Annotated in this window: 11 protein-coding genes and 5 pseudogenes; 8 read left to right on the top strand and 8 right to left on the bottom strand. The window is 40.2% G+C overall.

Annotated features, from left to right (window positions below; all coding sequences use genetic code 11):
* Positions 1-119 precede the first annotated feature (119 nt).
* The 4 genes and pseudogenes from NSTCB13_RS00490 to NSTCB13_RS00475 form a co-directional block, all read right to left on the bottom strand.
* The gene (locus NSTCB13_RS00490) at positions 120-287 is read right to left on the bottom strand and encodes a hypothetical protein (RefSeq protein ID WP_448271003.1); all 168 of its coding nucleotides are present in this window, start codon (positions 285-287) and stop codon (positions 120-122) included.
* A 286-nt stretch (positions 288-573) separates the two neighbouring features.
* A complete protein-coding gene (locus tag NSTCB13_RS00485; protein ID WP_448271001.1) occupies positions 574-4,338 on the bottom strand; it encodes a PAS domain S-box protein in 3,765 nt (1,254 codons plus the stop codon).
* Between the two features lie 10 nt (positions 4,339-4,348).
* Positions 4,349-5,542, bottom strand: a pseudogene (locus NSTCB13_RS00480) (PAS domain-containing protein); the annotation flags it as partial.
* A 411-nt stretch (positions 5,543-5,953) separates the two neighbouring features.
* Positions 5,954-6,133 (bottom strand): annotated as a pseudogene (locus NSTCB13_RS00475) (EAL domain-containing protein); the annotation flags it as partial.
* Between the two features lie 409 nt (positions 6,134-6,542).
* Between NSTCB13_RS00475 and NSTCB13_RS00470 the strand changes: the two are divergent.
* The 6 genes and pseudogenes from NSTCB13_RS00470 to NSTCB13_RS00445 all read left to right on the top strand — a co-directional run bounded on the left by NSTCB13_RS00470 (position 6,543) and on the right by NSTCB13_RS00445 (position 12,602).
* A pseudogene (locus NSTCB13_RS00470) lies at positions 6,543-7,545 on the top strand (ABC transporter ATP-binding protein).
* On the top strand, positions 7,546-8,358 hold the full coding sequence (locus NSTCB13_RS00465; RefSeq protein ID WP_445630075.1) for an ABC transporter permease: 813 nt from the start codon (positions 7,546-7,548) through the stop codon (positions 8,356-8,358).
* A gap of 216 nt (positions 8,359-8,574) precedes the next feature.
* Positions 8,575-10,342: pseudogene (locus tag NSTCB13_RS00460) on the top strand (GldG family protein).
* A 185-nt stretch (positions 10,343-10,527) separates the two neighbouring features.
* Entirely contained in the window at positions 10,528-11,154 is a 627-nt protein-coding gene (locus NSTCB13_RS00455) for a DUF4340 domain-containing protein (protein WP_448270999.1), read from the top strand.
* Positions 11,155-11,250: 96 nt separating this feature from the next.
* Positions 11,251-12,105 (top strand): formyltetrahydrofolate deformylase, encoded by an 855-nt coding sequence (purU, locus tag NSTCB13_RS00450; RefSeq protein ID WP_448270997.1) that lies wholly within the window; start codon positions 11,251-11,253, stop codon positions 12,103-12,105.
* A gap of 95 nt (positions 12,106-12,200) precedes the next feature.
* Positions 12,201-12,602, top strand: coding sequence for a nuclease A inhibitor family protein (locus NSTCB13_RS00445; protein WP_448270996.1), 402 nt, complete (start codon positions 12,201-12,203; stop codon positions 12,600-12,602).
* A 66-nt stretch (positions 12,603-12,668) separates the two neighbouring features.
* Here the strand turns inward: NSTCB13_RS00445 and NSTCB13_RS00440 are convergent, their stop codons facing one another.
* From NSTCB13_RS00440 to NSTCB13_RS00425, 4 genes are all read right to left on the bottom strand, one after another.
* Positions 12,669-13,514 (bottom strand): DNA/RNA non-specific endonuclease, encoded by an 846-nt coding sequence (locus tag NSTCB13_RS00440; protein ID WP_448270994.1) that lies wholly within the window; start codon positions 13,512-13,514, stop codon positions 12,669-12,671.
* A 334-nt stretch (positions 13,515-13,848) separates the two neighbouring features.
* Entirely contained in the window at positions 13,849-14,031 is a 183-nt protein-coding gene (locus NSTCB13_RS00435) for a hypothetical protein (protein WP_448270992.1), read from the bottom strand.
* Positions 14,032-14,219: 188 nt separating this feature from the next.
* The gene (locus tag NSTCB13_RS00430) at positions 14,220-14,777 is read right to left on the bottom strand and encodes a hypothetical protein (protein ID WP_448270990.1); all 558 of its coding nucleotides are present in this window, start codon (positions 14,775-14,777) and stop codon (positions 14,220-14,222) included.
* A 276-nt stretch (positions 14,778-15,053) separates the two neighbouring features.
* Complete coding sequence (locus NSTCB13_RS00425) at positions 15,054-15,299, bottom strand: hypothetical protein (RefSeq protein WP_445630083.1); 246 nt, start codon at positions 15,297-15,299, stop codon at positions 15,054-15,056.
* 372 nt (positions 15,300-15,671) lie between these two features.
* Between NSTCB13_RS00425 and NSTCB13_RS00420 the strand changes: the two are divergent.
* Positions 15,672-16,365 (top strand): annotated as a pseudogene (locus tag NSTCB13_RS00420) (ISAzo13-like element transposase-related protein); the annotation flags it as partial.
* Between the two features lie 641 nt (positions 16,366-17,006).
* The gene (gene hemF, locus NSTCB13_RS00415) at positions 17,007-18,011 is read left to right on the top strand and encodes an oxygen-dependent coproporphyrinogen oxidase (protein ID WP_448268330.1); all 1,005 of its coding nucleotides are present in this window, start codon (positions 17,007-17,009) and stop codon (positions 18,009-18,011) included.
* The last annotated feature ends 584 nt before the right edge of the window (positions 18,012-18,595 follow it).

The raw sequence follows: 18,595 nt of genomic DNA, 5'->3' as shown, positions 1-18,595 counted from the left end.
GGACTAAAGTCCTCACTACAAACTAATCTCAATATTTTTTACATTACTTAATCTAGTTTGATTTCTTCTTACCGACTTACTTACATCAGTTTAGATCGTAGCTATAGTAGGTTACTAAATTAACTTGCGTGTTCCCAGTCACTAAGTAACTCATGTTGTTGGACTATTTTATGGGATTTACGAAATGGTACTTTGGGAGTACCAATACTCATACCAGGAAAAGACTGTTTTTTCGTCTTGGGAGGTCTATTTTCTAGGGTTGTTGAACTGAACTGTTGGGTTTTCATTGGTAAATAAATCTCTGATTAAAACCTGAGCATTAATTTAACGTGAGTTTGACAAGTCTTATTTGACCTCTCCCCCAGCCCCTCTCCGATGCGGAGAGGGGAGCAAAAAGCTTAATTTTTCTTTCTCCTCCCTTTCCGTTTCGGAAAGGGAGGCTGGGAGGGAGAGGTTCATCGAACTCACGCTAATTTATAACATCAATTTGCAAACGGCAAATTTCTAAATAAAAATAAAAAATATATATTTAATTTGATTTGTAAAAGAAAGAAGAGAAATTAAAGAGTTTATTTACTCAGAAGGTGAAGTGTGCCCAATGAGACTAACGATCGCTGCGGCTAAATCCGCTGGATCGACGGGTTTAGGTAGATGTTTTTGAAATCCTGCTGCCATTGCTTGGTTGTAGTTAATTTCTCCTGCATAAGCAGTCAAAGCGATCGCCGGAATTTGTCCGCCTTGCTCTGGTGGTAATTTTCTCACTTCACGTAGCAACATATACCCATCCATGAAGGGCATTCCAATATCGCTTAAGAGGATATCTGGGTTTGATTGCATTAATGTTTGCAGCGCTTCATCTGCTGATTCAACTGCCGTTACCGTCGCGCCATATTGTTCCAGCGCAAAGCTAAAAAACTCTCGCACATCGGCTTGATCGTCCACAAGTAGGATTTGGACTCCAGCCAGTAATGTCTCTTCAGTACTGAGTTCTGCTTGAGAAGCCTCACCACTGCTAACTCGCAACTCAGAATTTTTCAGCAAAGGTAGTTTAACTGTGAAGGTAGCACCTTGTCCTTCTCCGGGACTCTCTGCCTGAACTGTGCCACCGTGAAGTTCTACCAGATGACGCACAATTGCCAGTCCCAATCCCAATCCGCCAAATACTCTGGTTGTCTTAGCATCTGCTTGCCGGAAGTAATCAAAGACGTAGGGCAAAAATTCTGGGTTAATTCCTTTACCTGTATCAATTACCTGGATTTGGGCATCTAAACCAACTTGCTCGAGACGCACTTGTACAAGTCCATTCGTGGGTGTGAATTTAACGGCATTGGAGAGGAGATTCCACATCACTTGTTGCAAGCGATCGCCATCACCAAGAACTTTGCCGATATCATTACTTAACACCGTTTGAATTTGAATCGATTTAGCTTCTGCTGCTAAACGCACTGTTTCTAATGCAGCTGCGATCGCTATTTTCAAATCCACTGCATGGAGATTTAACCTAACCTTACCTTGCAAAATCCGCGAAACATCAAGTAAATCTCCAATCAATTCGGTTTGTAACCTGGCATTGCGCTCGATTGTTTCCAATGCTCGGATTTTAGTAGCTTCGTCGAACTTGCGGGTTCTGAGTAACTTTGCCCATCCTAAAATTGGATTCAAGGGAGTTCGGAGTTCGTGAGAAAGGACAGCGAGAAATTCATCTTTAATTCGGTTGGCTGTCTCGGCTTGGGCCCTAGCAGTCTTTTCAGCTTCGTAAAGTTGAGCGCGGGCGATCGCCTGAGCACACTGCTGTCCCAGTGTCAACATAAATCCCCGGTCTTCTTCATTAAATATTTGTCCAGTCGTAAAGCTTAATCCCAGTGCGCCAATTACTTTACCTTCTACCACCAAGGGAATGGAAGCCCAGGCATTATTCCCCATAACAGTCACAACATCTGCTAACTCAGGATATCTAGCAATCATGGCTGCTAAATTTTCTAAAAAAATCGGCTGCCCAGTTCTGACTGTTTCTGCTATTTGGTTAGGTGCTGCGATCGGAAAAGTTGTCAAAGTATTGATGAGCGTTTGCGGATAGCCAATTGCTTGCACAACATTTAGGGTAGTATTTCCCTCAGTCAGTAAGACAACGGAACCACCAGTAGCTTCCAAGGCGGCAATGCCTTGGTTCACCACTACATTAGCTACTTGTTGGGGAGTTAAGGCTTCCGAGAAGGCAGCAGTTATTCTTTGTAAAAGTACTGTGCGATTGACAGACCGTTCAGTTTCCTGGTAGAGTCTGGCGTTGTCGATGGCTGTCGCTGCCCGCCGAGCAATATCTTCTGCTAAAGCCAAGTCTGTTTGTTGATAGTACCGACCAGATTCGGCGGTAAAAAAAGAGATTGCTCCAAATAATTGCCCGCGAGAACGAACTGGAATCACCATTAGAGAACGAATATCCAAACTTTGCAGCAATTGCAGATGTTCGTCGTCTTCAGACATCTGTAAAAGATGTGAGTCAGATAATTCGGGATAAAAGACAGATATTCCTAAGCGTAGCTGCCGTACCAGCTCTTTGGCTTTGGTTTTGGGTCGATAACGCCGTCGGATTTCGTCTAAAATATTCAGTTTTGTGGAATCGGCAATTGCGATCGCAATTTGTTTACTTGACCAATCTTCCTGGAAGACATCTACAATGCACAAATCGGCTAAAGTTGGAACTGCTAGATTAGCTACATTTTCTAAAGTTATTTCATAATCCAATGAGGCAGCTAGTAAGGTACTGGCTTCGACTAAAAAGTTTTGTGTCGCTTCAACTCGTTTGCGATGGCTAATATCTTCAATAATCCCTAATGCATACATTGGTTGTCCCTTCGCATTCCAAACCGCTGATGAAGTTAGATTTACCCAAACTATGGAACCATCTTTGCGGATGTAGCGCTTCTCTAAGGAATATCCACTAATTTCTTTTGCTAAAACTCGCCGAGCATTTTCCAAATCAACTTCTAAATCGTCAGGATGGGTAATTTCCTGAAAGTTCATTTGCATTAACTCTTCATGGCTATATCCAGTAATTTCGCATAGGGCAGGATTAATTTGCAGAAATCGTCCATCCAACGCTACTAGAGTAATACCGACAGTTGCCTGATTGAACATTGCCCGAAACCTTTCTTCACTTTCTCGCAAAGCAACTTCTGTTTGCTTTGCTGCGGTCACATCTGCCAAAATAATCCCAATTCCTATTGTTTCACCCATTGCGTTATTAACTGGGTAATAGTTGCCCAGCCAGTAACCGTAACGTTTTGGTTGTTTTCTTGTCTCACCGCTGATTTCCATATTCAGCAGGGGTTCTCCAGTATCTAACACCTGCTGTAATTGTGGCTCTAACTCAGCCGCCATTGCTGGCAAGGCTTCTTTAAATTTGCGTCCTAGATGTTCTTCTATAGTTAAACCGTTAATGTCAGCGAAAACTTGATTAATGCGGATATATCGCAGTTCTCGATCCAAAAAGCATACAGCAATAGGAGCTGCTTCTAGCAGCGCATCTAGAAGAGATAGAGATTCAGCATAATGGACTAAAGCTTGGTGGATGTCTCGATAAAGTTGGGCATTTTCCACTGCTAAGGCAGCACGATGAGTAATATCTGTTGCTAAAGTTAGGTCAGTGCGATCGTAGCGACGGTCTGATTGAGTGCTGACAAAGGTAATACAGCCGAGTATGCGCCCTTTTGCGATTAATGGCACAATCATTACAGACTTCATCCCCAATTGCCGAACAAGTTCTAAGTGTTCCTGATTCTGAGTAGTTGCGACTAATAGCGAGTCAGATACCTCTGAGATCAATTCACTTTGTCCAGTTTGCAGTACTCTTGTAATTGCACTTGCACTCTTGTAATCTGTCACATACTCTTGAAGTTTACGCGCCAACTCCGCTTTCGATGGGTCTGCATGGGCAATGGGTAGGCGGCGAATGGAACCATCTTCATTTAAAATATCGACGCTACACCAATCAGCTAGCTGGGGAACTGAAATTTTGGCGATCTGTTGTAAGGTTTGTTCATAATCTAACGAAGTAGAGAGTACACTACTAATTTGGGCAATATAGCGTAGTCTTTCCTCAGCCTGGTTGCGCTCTGTAATATCGAGGACAAAAAAAGCTCCTCGATCTACAGTCCCTTCAAAGTGGCTACCACCTATCAAAATCGGGAAGCGTGAGCCGTCTTTACGGATATATTCTTTTTGATATGGTGTACAAAAGAAACTGTCTTGTAATTGAGTTATTGCTTCTCGATCGAGTGGCACGTACTCTGTAGGAGTTAGGGTCTTGCCAGCGAAGTGTTCCAGAAAGTAATTCTTCACGGGTATAACCGACCATATTCAGCAAGGCATCGTTAGCATCTGTAATCCTGCCGTCTCGATCCCAGAAGCCGATACCAATCATGTTTGAATCAACCACACTGCGAAACTTAGCTTCGCTTTCTCGTAATGCTTGTTCAGTTTGTTTGAGTTGAGTAATATCAATTGAGCTAATGCCCACTCCCAACAACTGTCCATTCGGCAAACACACCGGATAATAGCTGACAAGACCATAACGATATACCCCAGGCGGATAGGTTTCACCGCTCACTTCTTGATTGAGTAGGGGCTGCCTAGTTTCCATCACTTGCTGAAAAACAGGCTCAATTTGCGCCGCCCATTCTGGTAGTACTTCCCTAAAGGTGCGACCAATATGTTGAGTTTGCGGTACACCGTTAATAGCAGCTAGCGTTTCATTCGCATGAATGTAGCGCAGTTCAGGATCGAGAAAAGCCAGCGCCACTGGCGAACTAGTAAGCCAAGCATTGAGTAAAGCCAGAGATTCATCTTTTTGCCCAATAGCTTGTTGAAGTTCCTGGTGCAACCTGGCTTTTTCTAATTCTGCCTGCTTGCGCTCAGTAATATTCACACCTGCACAGGTGATACCTAAAATGTTATTGTCTGCATCCCTTAGCGGTTCAACTAGCAAATCGTAGTAACGATTTTCTTGACCAATTGTCAAATAAACCTCTTGGCGGGTTACAACACCAGTTTTTATTACCTTTAGCTTAATTGCCTGCAATTGCGCTGCTACTGAGGCGGTAAATAATTCATCATCAGACTTACCTAACATTTCCTCAACAGTTTCTGGACTTTGAGGATTATGAATCCACTGATATCGCAAATCGCGATCTTGCTGAAAGACCACGATATCTGAACTACTTAACGCTAATCGAAATCTTTCTTCACTAACTCTCAGCTTTTGGAGATTTTCATCCGCCCTTGTTTTAGCAGTTTTTAATGCTTCACATAAAATACTAAAGAACAATCCTTGCAATGCAAATAACCCAATTTGCACAGAATTAGATAAATTAAAACTCAGCTCATAAGCTGGAGGGAGAAAGAAATAATTGCTCAGTAATGCAGACAATGAAGTTGCTAACAACCCTGATTTCAAACCACCATACCAAGCACTCAACATTACAGCGCTAAAAAATAGTAGAAAAAAAGTTCCACTCATGCTTAACCAAGGGTCTAGGATTAACATTAGCACTAATGCTAGTGCGACAATTAATACAACAAGGACATAACGCAGTAACTGAGGATAATCAATATGGGGCATGAAAAGTTTTGAGAAAAACTAATACTCATTGCTGAGACTGTACATACCCTAAGCTAGTTTTTGATTTTTAGTAAGTTATCTACAGATAGATTTTTGTTGAGTTATAAAAGTCTCTTTTGCCAGAGGTCAATGTTTTAGTTATCTGATATGTGAAGTAAAAAATTAGCTCGACCCATCAAGATAAATAACATTATTTGGCTAATTTAAAATAATAAATACAAATACTAGCTAACTTATAACAAAAATTATCGAATAATATCTGGTTCAAGATAGAGAGAAATAGAAAATCTTGATTGTAGTTGTGAGATAACCTATTTAGATCGTCCAACTGCTTTTTTAATTAGCCGATCGTTTGCCGAATTCACCAGAAGATAAATACATAGTTTGAGTTGCTAGAAGTATTTGTGCTGTCTCATATTTTAGAGGTTTAGAGAACAGATAACCTTGACCAAATTCGCATCTAAGTTCCTGTAACCATAAAATTTGTTGTGGTGTTTCAATATCTTCGGCAATAACGGCTAATCCGAGTTATTGTTCAAAAGAGAAATGAGAAATAGTTTCTTTCAAGATACTCTTGCTTAATTAACTTGACACTGCTCCTAGTACAGATTGGCTATGGTGTACACACAAATCTAAAAAAGCTCGATTTTCCATTATTCTCTTGTTTATCTCGTTTCTATGCAGAGTATGAGAATGGCTTATTAGGGGCTGATGGCTTAATTTGACACCAATGGCATCTTATAGGGGACGGGTGAGGACACCCATACCACAAGAAAATTTGGGATGTTTTTTATTTGGAAGTACCTAAAGACGTTTTTCAGGAACTTTACCCATTGTCAGCTAATCTTTGTGTCAGTCCCCCATACTCAATATTGCGATCTAAGATTATTGGGTATTCTATAAATTTGCGATCGCCACTATACGGATGATTGAAGTTGAACATCTGAGTAAAATATACGGCTCTACCCCAGCAATTACTGATGTCACCTTTAGCGTCGAACCTGGGGAGATTTTAGGGTTGTTGGGGTCCCAATGGAGCTGGAAAAACCACAACCATGCGGATTCTGGCTGGTTATTTACCGGCAACCAATGGAAATGCTCGAATTGCTGGTTATGATGTCCATGAAAATTCTTTGGCTGTGCGCCAACGCATTGGTTATTTACCGGAAACACCGCCATTATATCCAGACATGACGGTGGAGGGATTTTTGCATTTTGTCGCCCGAATTAAGGGAGTTCCAGCAGGCGATCGCCCCAACAAGGTATTAGCCGCCATCGAACGCTGCAACTTGGAAGATAAGCGGCGAGTAATTATTCGCAAACTCTCTAAAGGATACCGCCAACGGGTCGGAATTGCTCAAGCGATCGTTCACGATCCCCCAGCAATCATTTTGGATGAACCCACCGTTGGACTCGATCCCCGACAAATAATTGAGGTGCGGAACTTAATCAAAAGCCTCGCTGGTACTCACACAATTATTCTTTCCACGCATATTTTGCCAGAAGTGAGTATGACTTGTAGCCGCGTCGCCATCATCAATCGCGGTAAAGTGGTGGCAACTAATACACCAGAAAACCTGATGACTCAGTTGACAGGTGGTTCTGGGTATGAGTTGGAAATAGAAGGAGAAGCCGCCTTAGCGAAACAGGTATTGCAAAAAGTTGCGGGTGTGAGTTTGGTTGAATCAATTCCTATAGCCGGAGGTTATCAACCGCAGGCAAATCGCGCTTACTTGCGGGTGATATCGCAACCAGGAAAAGAACCAGGACGCGATATTGCCACAACATTAGTGCGTGCGGGATTTGGTTTACATGAACTGCGGCGGGTTAACGCCACCTTAGAAGACGTATTCTTGCAACTAACCACAGAAGAAAAAAATTTCGATCCTGAGGTAGACTTAGCAGCAGACAAAGAAGGAGCAGCGTAAATGGGTATAGTGCTGAGTAATATTATTGCCATTTATCGCCGAGAGTTACAGAGTTATTTTGTATCACCTTTGGCTTATGCGATCGCAGGCATATTTTGGTTCATCGCCGGGTTATTCTTCGTGATGATTTTGCTAGGGCCAGATGGCATTTTAGTAGGAGTCGCGGCAATAGATGCACAAGGGCAACAGCTGGGAGTGCCAACACCACCAATAGATGTCCCCTACGAATTTGTCCGAGCATTTTTAGATCGCATGGGATGGCTATTGTTATTTATCCTGCCCATACTTTCAATGGGACTTTATGCCGAAGAACGGAAGCGGGGCACTTTAGAACTATTAGCCACCTCACCAATCACTAATTGGGCGGTAGCTGTAGGTAAATTATTAGGTGTAATCACATTTTTTATCACAATGGTTGTACCCATGCTAGTGTTGGAAGCGATCGCCATCAGCGGCTCAAATCCACCAATGACGCCCTCAATTCCCTTACTGGGTCATATTGGATTAATCTTATTAGCAGCAGCAATTTTATCTGTAGGAATGTTTATTTCCTCATTAACAGACAGCACAATTTTATCTGCTGTTCTTACCTTTGCAGTCATCTTATTATTGTTATTGATTGATTTAATCGCCAAAATTGTCCCTGGCCCCGTCGGTGAAGCTTTAGGTTATCTATCGTTGCTGAAACATTACAACACATTAATCCAAGGCATTTTTGATACTAGCGCTTTAATTTTATTCGCCAGTTACATTTTTTTTGGCATCTTTCTTACAGCTCAATCAATTGATGCACTGCGTTTTCAAAGGCAGTAGTTATATAAGTTATGAGTTAGGAGTTAAAAGTGAGGAGTTAAAAGTCATCAGGACTTAAGCAAAGTAATGAAAAAACCAACTGAAAAGGAGGTATCCGCACAGCGTCTCTTAGAGAAGGTAACAAAGGAATAATAGTATCAGAGAGTTAATAACTCCTAACTCCTAACTCCTAACTCCTAACTCCTAACTTTTAATTCCTAATTTCAGTCTAATAATATGAAGATACTTGCAAAAAAGAAACTGTGGAAATATCTGTTTTGGTTAGGCCCATTCCTAATTACTGTCGGTTTAACAGCTGGGTTAGTCTCTGACCAGTGGGGACTAATTCCATTAGTATTTCTGATTACAGGAATTGTTATTAGTGGGTTAGGGATAATATGGCAAAGCTACCAGAGTAACTGGTGGAATCGTCGTTCTACCCAAGCTGGGACTAATGCCCTAGTGGCAACTCTGGCAATATTAGCAATTTTGGGATTGATTAACTTTTTGGGAACTCGCTATCACTTACGAGCAGACTTAACAGAGGCTCAATTATTTACCCTCGCACCCCAATCACGTGAATTAGTAAGGGTTTTACCACAGCCAGTGAAAGTATGGGTATTTGATATTAACCAAAATCCCCAAGATAGAGAACTACTAGAAAATTATCAACGCCAAAGCTCAAAATTTAAATACGAGTATATCGACCCCCAAGCTAGACCAGGACTTGCAGAAAAGTTTGGCGTCAAAGATTATGGAGAAGTTTATTTAGAATCTGGCGATAAACGGCAATTAGTACAAACAATAAATGAAAATGAGCGATTGTCAGAAATTAGATTAACTAGTCGCCTGCAACAACTAACAAATTCAACCACAGCTAAAGTTTACTTCCTCCAAGGTCATGGCGAACGCCAACTTTCGCCTGGTAAAGATGCAATATCACAAGCAGTTCAAGGATTAGGCGACAAAAATTTCACAACATCACCCCTGAATTTAGGAGAAACTTCCAAAGTTCCTCAAGATGCGGCTGTAGTGATAGTAGCTGGCCCCAAACGAGGGCTGTTTGAGGGTGAAGTCAAAGCTTTGCAAGACTACCTTAATCGCGGCGGTAACTTACTGCTGATGATCGATCCGAATACCGATCCCAAACTTAATAGCTTGCTACAAGAGTGGGGTGTTCGTCTGGATAATCGTTTAGCAGTCGATGTCTCTGGCGAAAGCGTTGTGGGACTTGGCCCTGCTGCGCCCTTAGTCACAGAATATGGACAACATCCGATTACCAAAGATTTCGGTAACGGCAATTCTTTTTATCCGATTGCGCGACCCACTGGAAATTACCTCTGTGCCTGGTGTTCAGGCTACTCCACTGTTACGAACCAAACCCTACCCTAGCAGTTGGGCAGAAAGCGACCTCCAAAGCGAAAAATTAGAGTTTAATGCAGATAAAGACCTCAAAGGCCCTTTAACCTTGGGCGTTGCTTTAACAAGAAAACAAACACCCAAATCTACTTCCACTCCCCAAGCTGCACCCACACCTTCACCTCTACCATCGCCAACAACTCAAAGCAAGACTAGCCCGACTCCTTCCCCTTCTTCCAAGACTCCGCAAGCCTTACCCTTACCATCACCAACTACTCAAAGCAAGACTTCTCCCACTCCCCCTACCTCCCCTGCCTCCCCTGCCCCCTCTGCCTCCCCTGCCCCTCCTTCCCCTGCTGCCTCATCTCAAACAGCTACCGAGTCCCGGTTAGTAGTTTTAGGAAATTCCGATTTTGCCACTGATGGTTTGTTTCAACAGCAATTAAATGGAGATGTATTCCTCAACTCAGTTACTTGGCTGAGTCAACAAGATCGGCAACCCCTTTCCATTCGTCCCAAAGAACCGAAAAATCGGCGAATAACCCTGACAACCACACAAGCTAATCTTTTAATATTGTCATCTCTGTTAGTTTTACCCTTAATTGGGTTTGCGATCGCAGTTATTATTTGGTGGAAACGACGGTAAGAAGAGACGCGATTAATCGCGTCTGTACAAGAGTTAGGAGTTATAAATATTAACTCTTTACCAATGACAAATACTTCTCTATGAGAGGCTGCGCCAACGGCTTCGCTCAGTACAAGTGACAAATACTTCTCTACGAGAGGCTGCGCCAACGGCTTCGCTCAGTACAAGTGACAAATGACTAAAAAATGAAATTGCCACGAACGACTTTAATTTTGATATTGCTAGCGCTGGGTTTAGGTGGTTTTGTTTACTTCCATGAAATTCGAGGTGCAACTGTGCGCGAAGAAATCAAGGAGCAAAAGCAGAAAATTTTCTCTTTTGGAGAAGATGATGTGCAGTCTTTGACAGTCAAGACAAAAAAACTCACCCTGAATCTGGAACGTAACCCTGAATCTTCTAGTAAACCCAAGTGGTTAATCAAATCTCCAATATCGGGGCCAGCAAATGATGCTATTGTTTCTTATTTAATGGATTTGTTGGTCAAGGGTAATAGCGAGCGTACTTTATCAACTTCAGTAAAAGAGCTTGGAGAATTTGCCTTAGATCCACCCCAAGCAACTATTAATATCACCCTGAAAAACCGACAAAGCCATCAGTTGATTTTGGGTAAATCTAACTTTAACGGTCGTTTATTGTATGCTCAAGCTGACCCTACTGCTAAACCCGATGGAAATATAAATGTGCTGTTAGTATCTACAGATTTTGCAAATGCCGTAAATCGAGAACTATCAGAGTGGAAACAACCTGTAGATAATAGTCAGAAGCTACCTGGACTCAGCACCCCTTTACCAACTCCAACAAATAGTAAATAAGCAATTACGGTTTCTGTGGTATGTTTCGGTAACGCACAATGGGTTAGCACATCTGTGCTACTCTACTTCAAATCTGACTAGTTTTTCTAAGTTACTATGACAAATCCCACAGCAACATTGCTGATTTCCTGCCCCGATCGAAGGGGACTGGTGGCGAAATTTGCCAATTTTATCTATTCTAACGGTGGTAATATTATTCATGCAGATCAGCATACAGATTTTGCTGCTGGGTTATTCCTTACCCGGATTGAATGGCAATTAGATGGTTTCAATTTACCGCGAGAATTTATTGCCCCTGCATTTAATGCGATCGCACAACCTTTAGATGCTAAATGGGAATTACGTTTTTCTGATACAGTACCACGCATTGCTATTTGGGTAAGTCGGCAAGACCATTGTCTATTTGATTTAATTTGGCGACAACGTGCTAAAGAATTTGTTGCTGAAATTCCTTTAATTATTAGCAATCATTCCAATTTAAAGGTAGTGGCAGAACAATTTAATATTGACTTTCAACACATCCCCATTACTAAAGATAATAAATCAGAACAAGAAGTCCAACAACTAGAATTACTCCGCCAGTACAAAATAGATTTAGTTGTATTGGCGAAATATATGCAGATTGTTAGTGCAAATTTTATTAATCAATTCCCACAAATTATTAATATACATCACTCATTTTTACCAGCTTTTATCGGAGCAAATCCTTATCACCGAGCTTTTGAACGTGGTGTGAAAATTATTGGTGCGACTGCTCATTATGCTACTGCTGATTTAGATGCAGGCCCAATTATTGAACAAGATGTAGTGCGAGTAAGTCACCGTGATGAAGTTGATGATTTGGTAAGAAAAGGCAAAGATTTAGAGAGAATTGTATTAGCCAGAGCAGTGCGATCGCATTTACAAAATCGTGTATTAGTCTATGGGAATAGAACAGTAGTATTTGAGTGATTTCATATCCGAAGGAATGCAAGAGAACGTTTTCTAGACAGTCTTTGTCAATTATCTAACTCAAAAATCAATGCTCATAACCATAAATAAATTTTATGACTAACGAGATTACGGAAAAACTTAAACAAGCCTTTGATGGTTTGTTAATGATAAGTGAATCAGAGTATCCTTTTGAAGCTTTTTTGTGGTCTAATCAAGCGCAAGAACCTTTGACAAATCAAAAACTTCTCCAGTTAACAGGACATCCTCAAGAAACATCAGTTGAAGAAGTAGAACTAGATTATTTTTTTCGGAACTGTGCCCAAGAAAAAGAATGGCACGATGAAATACAACGACAAAATGTGCCGAAGTTTAAATCACTTGTCAAAAAACTAAGAGATTGCCTCACTAATATCAAGGTTTATCGCATAGGTACGGTAAGTATTGATGTCTATATTGTTGGTAAAACTTCAGATAAAGATTTAGGCGGAATTTCGACAAAAGTTGTAGAAACCTAACGAATCAAACATCAGCCTATCTATAATTTGCAGATAGGCTTTAAGTTTTAAGTGAAGTAAGTATCCTTACAAATTGTCAACTCTAGACTCAATTACACTTTGAATAGACGAAGAAACATTAGAGAGCAAATTGTAACCAGTATTTGTTTCAATGGAATCAACACTAACTCTGTAGTTTGTCCAGTTATTATTTCTAATTCCCTGCGAATTAGGCATATTCACTGCAATTACTCTTGTGTTATTAGTGACGCTGCTAGCATCAGAATTTGATGAATTTAATACTACAATAACCTTCCACGTTCTAGTCGGAACTGTAACGTTACCATTAGCAATTGTGTTTTTTGTTCCATTCGACCCGGTTCCACCAGTACCATAGGAGCCTGAAATAATATAGAGTTCTTTCCCCTGGTTTACTAAGTCTCTAGAATAATTTTCTAGTGCAGCCCAAGGCCCCTGATTATTATCAGGTGACTGAGGAATTATATTCGTCATTAAAAAAGTAGCAGAGTTATTGGTAACTGTATTTGTCCTATCTGCTGAAGCAGTCATGTGTCCCCTATCAAAACCGCTACCAGTGTAATCGGAAGAAGTGACTCGGTAGCAGCTTGAAGGTAATGTAGTATCTGCACGAAAATCATCTTGGCGAGGTGCGCTTCCTAGCCATGATGTGTTTAGCTGCCAACTTACCCAATTTGGTGTCCCTCTATAGCAATTGTAAGAAACTGCGTATTGAGATTTGCTCAACAAAAGATTACTGTAACTACTGCCAGCATTACTAGGATTGCCCATTCTTAGATGAACGCTTGAGGGTTGTGCTGTTAGTGGCTTTTGTAGATAATTAAGCAGAGTGAAAGATATTGCTGTTGGTACAGCAATAGGTAGAATAGCCCTGAGAAAATCAGACTTCTTCATTTGTTACTATTTATTTGTTTAAACAAACTACAATTGTCTCTGTTAAAGTTACAGTAATTCAGTAAAACTTACCAATCGCAATATAGCTATGGTTGTATAAAGAGAGGTTAAAAAACTGTAAATAGTGCGTTAACATCTAGTAATTATTTAGGTGACGCTCTGAAATTAGATAATCACCTAAATAAGATGAAAAACTTATATATTATTTGCTTTAATAACTGAGTGATGGCGCGGAATGCCCGCGCCCAAGCGATCGCTATTTTCGCTCTACTGAGACCTAGAGAGTATTTTGACTGATTGACAAAATACGCTCGATCTTAAATCTCATGAGAGCTTAGAAAGAGGAAGGAATATTAAAAAATAGTCCTTGGTCGAATTGATCTTTCAAAAAGTTTTCGAGTTCAATTTCGTCGTCATTCGGAATTTGAAACCAAGTCTTGATGTTGTGCTTCAAGAAGTAGCCGAAAGATTTACAGCCGAAAAGTTGCTGCCCAATGCTTGTGATTGCGACGTTCATTGTATTTTCCTCAGGTTGTTTGAAGTATGCGATTAAGAATTGGTTAAACAAATTGGCGTTCTACAACAAATGGATAAATTCTGGCAAGCAGTTTTTGTACAGGGGAAGCAGGCAAAGAGATTTTATACTAAATCATCCCGCTTTCTCTGCAACGCCAACAAATTAATCATTGTTTAGCGATATTTACATTAGCAAATGTATTCAGGAATAGAATTATTTTTACTACAAGCGTCTAATTTGAACTGATTCAATATCTGCTGTAATTCCACTTCTGGTATATACTTCTCCTTAAGCGAGTTGAAGTACAACAGTGCAGTTTCATAGCAGGCGACAGTTATGTTAGTGCGCTCCTCTGAAGTTAGTGCTCCCACTATTTGAACTGTCTCCTCCACATGCTTTACGTCACTACCTAAACAACTGTGCATTCGCAGGCAGCGAGTAGCATAGGTATTAGGTGGTAGTATCGCTTCCACCAGTTGGATATGCTCTGCTTTAATATTCATTGCTAGACGTTCCATCGTATAGCAATACCCAACGCAACTAATTGGATCTGCTGCTTGTACGCTCTGAGTGAAGAAACTCAGCAAAGCCATAGCACTCGGAGAGACAAGTGTTTTTACTACAGCTTCCGCATCATATCCCATCGACTGAATATCAAGCAAGGCGAGGCGATCGTGACCTTGTTCTTCACGAGCTTTTTCTGCTGCCCACTGTGCTAAACTCCAGCGTCCCCCCCAATCTAGCAAAGCGCCGAGCTGCTTCTTCCATTAATAGCCCAGTAGAGTGAGTTAAATGGTAGGAAGCGGCAAGTTGCCAGATCCAATGAGAGGGAGTTAAGGCAGGTGGCTTGCAGTTTGGTAATGTATCTTTGGCAGCAGATACTATAGCTCTATCTAGAAGCTTGCGAGTCTCAGATATAGTGTCCCTGTTAAATATCAGTTGGATAAAGGGATTACTGCTCTTTAGACTTAATTCCTTACTTTTGTTAGGTTTGTCGATGTTAGTTGAACGAAATAATAGATTCATGGCAAATTTCTTTCATGGGTTGTTTCTACCCATTCACGAATAAGGTTGTAGAGGATAAAGCGTTGCATAACCTCTCTTTGGGCACAAAGAACTTTAAATTGTATCTTCAGAGACGAGGGAATGTATGCCTTGATATGCGTGATATTGTCTCGGTCTTCATCTAAGGTGTCAGTCGTGAAAGAAGAAGTTGGCCCATCAGCCTTTACCCATTCGCTAATTAATACTTCCAAGACTTCACTCATCTTTAATCCATATTGTGCACAGAGCGCTTTAAACCGAAACTTAAGCGCTTTCGGCATACTACCTTTAATCACCGTATATGCCTCTTGCTCCTCCTTATACATCCAGGTTACAAAAACGAAAGTTCAAAAGTCCTTTGTGATCTAGGGTAAGTTTTCTGAAAAATTTCACCAGTAAAGACTAGTGAAGTTAAGAAAAAAGTTATTTAGTAGTAACAACACTACAAGTATTTTTCTAGAAATTCCAGAAAATAAAATATACAAATATAATAATCATTCTGAAAAAACAGGGAGAGACTGGCGATCGCTAATCTCTCCCTCCCTTTTTGTAGTAAATTCAATGATGATTGGATTTTTGGGTGAACAGAGATGCCTATACAATTAACGGATTCACTGAAAAAGTTATTGAAGGAAACCGCACGGCAATTAAAAGGTGCAGACAAACGTAAATTTATAGCACAAACAGTAGTGGCATTAGGACACGGAGGACAATCTCTAGCGGAGCGAGAGTTAGGATGGAATCGCGTAACTATTAGTAAAGGAATTAAAGAATTAACTACTAGTATTACTTGCGTGGATAACTATCGAAATAGAGGACGTAGTAAAGCAGAAGCAAAACTACCAAATCTTTTAGAAGATATCAAAAAAATTGCCGATTCACAAAGGCAACTAGACCCAGATTTTAAAGGCGAACGAGTGTATACAAGCCTTTCTGCTGGTGAAGTGAGACATCAGTTAATTGAAAAGTTTGGTTATAGCGATCGAGAATTGCCAACTTCAGAAACAATTCGTGTCAAGTTAAATGATTTAGGATATTGCCTCAAGAAAACTGCTAAAATGCAACCTCAAAAAAGTACCCGAAAGAAAGTGACGTAGTTTTTGAGCAATTAGCTATAGGACATCAAGAAAATAAGCTTTAGATAAATCAGGTATTTTACATTTAAGTTAATATTGGCTCATTTACTCGTGGTGGTATAAATCAAGTGCTAACGGTAAATGATGACCATGATTTTACCCAAAAACAAGCATGACTCCTTACGGTATGTTTGTTTTAGAGCTATTTTTATATTGAATAATTTTCACTAATTACTTTCCTAGTTTCCAGTCCCTATTTTCAAGGCAGGTCTATTTACCAAAAATACAGTGTATCTCGCCTGTTTAAATGATTATTATTCTAGCAAGTTGTATATTTTATTTTCTGGAATTTCCTAAATATTGAAAAAGCGAAAAAATTAGTACAAGCGTAAATCATCGGTAACAATGTTTTGTCTTCTATCTAAAGAATGACATATTGATTATGTTTAAGTTAAAAATTAGCTAAAAATAACTTATTGTTTAGTTAAGTTAAAATTTTACCAAACAATTGATTTTAAGTGTGACTAGTTACGGTTATTGAAGTTATCCTGTTTTTCTTCTGCCAACTAGGCAATTACTTCTTAATAATTTCTTTATAATTTTCCTAAAATTCTAAATCTTCACTAGTAAAAATTTGGCTAACGGAAAAAAATAGATTACGAAAAGATTTAGGTAATGCGAAACCTAAAAGTAATTAACGCGAAAGGCTAGCTCTTTTCTTTCCAGATTTTGCTACAAAGCAAACATACTTAATCAATGAAACTCCAAGCTGACAACTTGAGAAGTAACTGCCAATTTTTATAGATTCCAAAATTTCTTCGGAAATAATTATTTAGTCACAACGAGGTCATCGTCATGGTTCAAATTCTTGAAAATCCAGCAGTCAAGCAACCACCAATTAGTAATAGAGTTGAAAGTTTTTTGTTAGATATGTTCGATAATGTTTGCGAAGCTATTGAGGAAATAGATGGAAGTAAACTTCACGAACAACGCTGGACAAGAGATGAAATAGGGCAATGGGTACAAGGTGAAAACAGTAACGGTGCTATCTATATCGACAAGTCGCTGCGGAGCGGTAATGTATTTGAAAAAGTAGGTATCAACTACGTATCAATGCAGGGTGAGTTACCTCCTGGTGTCACCTTTCGAGGATCGGATGTTGTGATGGCTGACCCAACAACTATAACCCCAGATGAAAAAGGTACTTCTTTCTTCGCTACGAGTACCAGTGTTGTGATTAATGCATATAATCCAATGGTGCCGACAGCACACGTTAACTATCGGTACTTTCAATTGGGTGATGGTACTGAACTTGGTTCTTGGTGGTTTGGCGGTGGAGGTGATTTAACACCAATTTACTTATTTGAAGAAGACGCAGTTCATTTTCATCAAGTACATAAAGCAGCTTGCGACCAGCACGATGCAGAACTCTATCCACGCTTGAAAAAGTGGTGTGATGAATACTTTTATCTTCCTCATCGCAGTGAGTGTAGAGGTGTAGGTGGAATTTTCTTTGACAATTTACAACATTCCGATGCCGAAACTCTACTTTCCTTTGTAAAAACTTGTTCTGAAGCTTTCATTCCTGCCTATTTTCCGATTGTCAAACAACGTAAGGATATAGAGTTTACGGAAGAGCAAAAATATTGGCAGCGCATCAGACGCGGACGTTATGCCGAATTTATTCTTCTGCATGATAGAGGTGTTCGATTCGGATTGGCAAGCGGCATCGTGAGTACCCAAAGTGTCCTCAATTGTATGCCTGGAGAAGCGTTTTGGAAGTATAACGACCAACCCGCTGCTGATAGCGAAGAGGCAAAACTTCTGGAGGTACTGAGAAATCCCCAAGAGTGGGTATGAAGAAAAGGAAAGGGGTAAAGGGGAAAGGGGAAAGGAAACTCCTGCCCTTTTAAAAGCAGGGGTTTCAAATATAGACACTGATTTTTCTCTCTGCGAGACGCCAAGGGCGAACGCACTACGTGTCTGCTCAATCTTCTTTTTTGTTCGACCTATTTAAAAACACTTGCTCTATACCTTGTGGAGAAAAGTTCTTTATTTGTGCCCTTTCCCCCTTTTCCCCTTCTTGGTAAAGGCGTTAACAGCAGATTTGAAAACATGGCTACCCAAATCCTAATGCCGTTTCACCTGAAGATTGATACAGATTGCAGGGAAATAAGAAAAGTAATTTGGATCGAAAATTGAGTGAAATGGTATAAGAAGCGCCTAATTTTTACTCTTCACATTTATTTAGAGATAGCCTATAAACAGGAAGTTACAAGGTGTTTATGGAAAAATTGCCGACGAGTATTTGGCTAAAAATTAACAAATCATTTCGTGGGTCTAACTCAACTGAAGTCGTCAACTTCAAAACTGAAATTACCAAATTTTTACCAATTCAATGGTTGAGTTATTTCTCCATTGAACAACTGCGGGAAGTTGACATT

This window comes from Nostoc sp. DSM 114160, from assembly GCF_053470305.1.
This window is presented reverse-complemented; position numbering and strand designations above follow the sequence as displayed.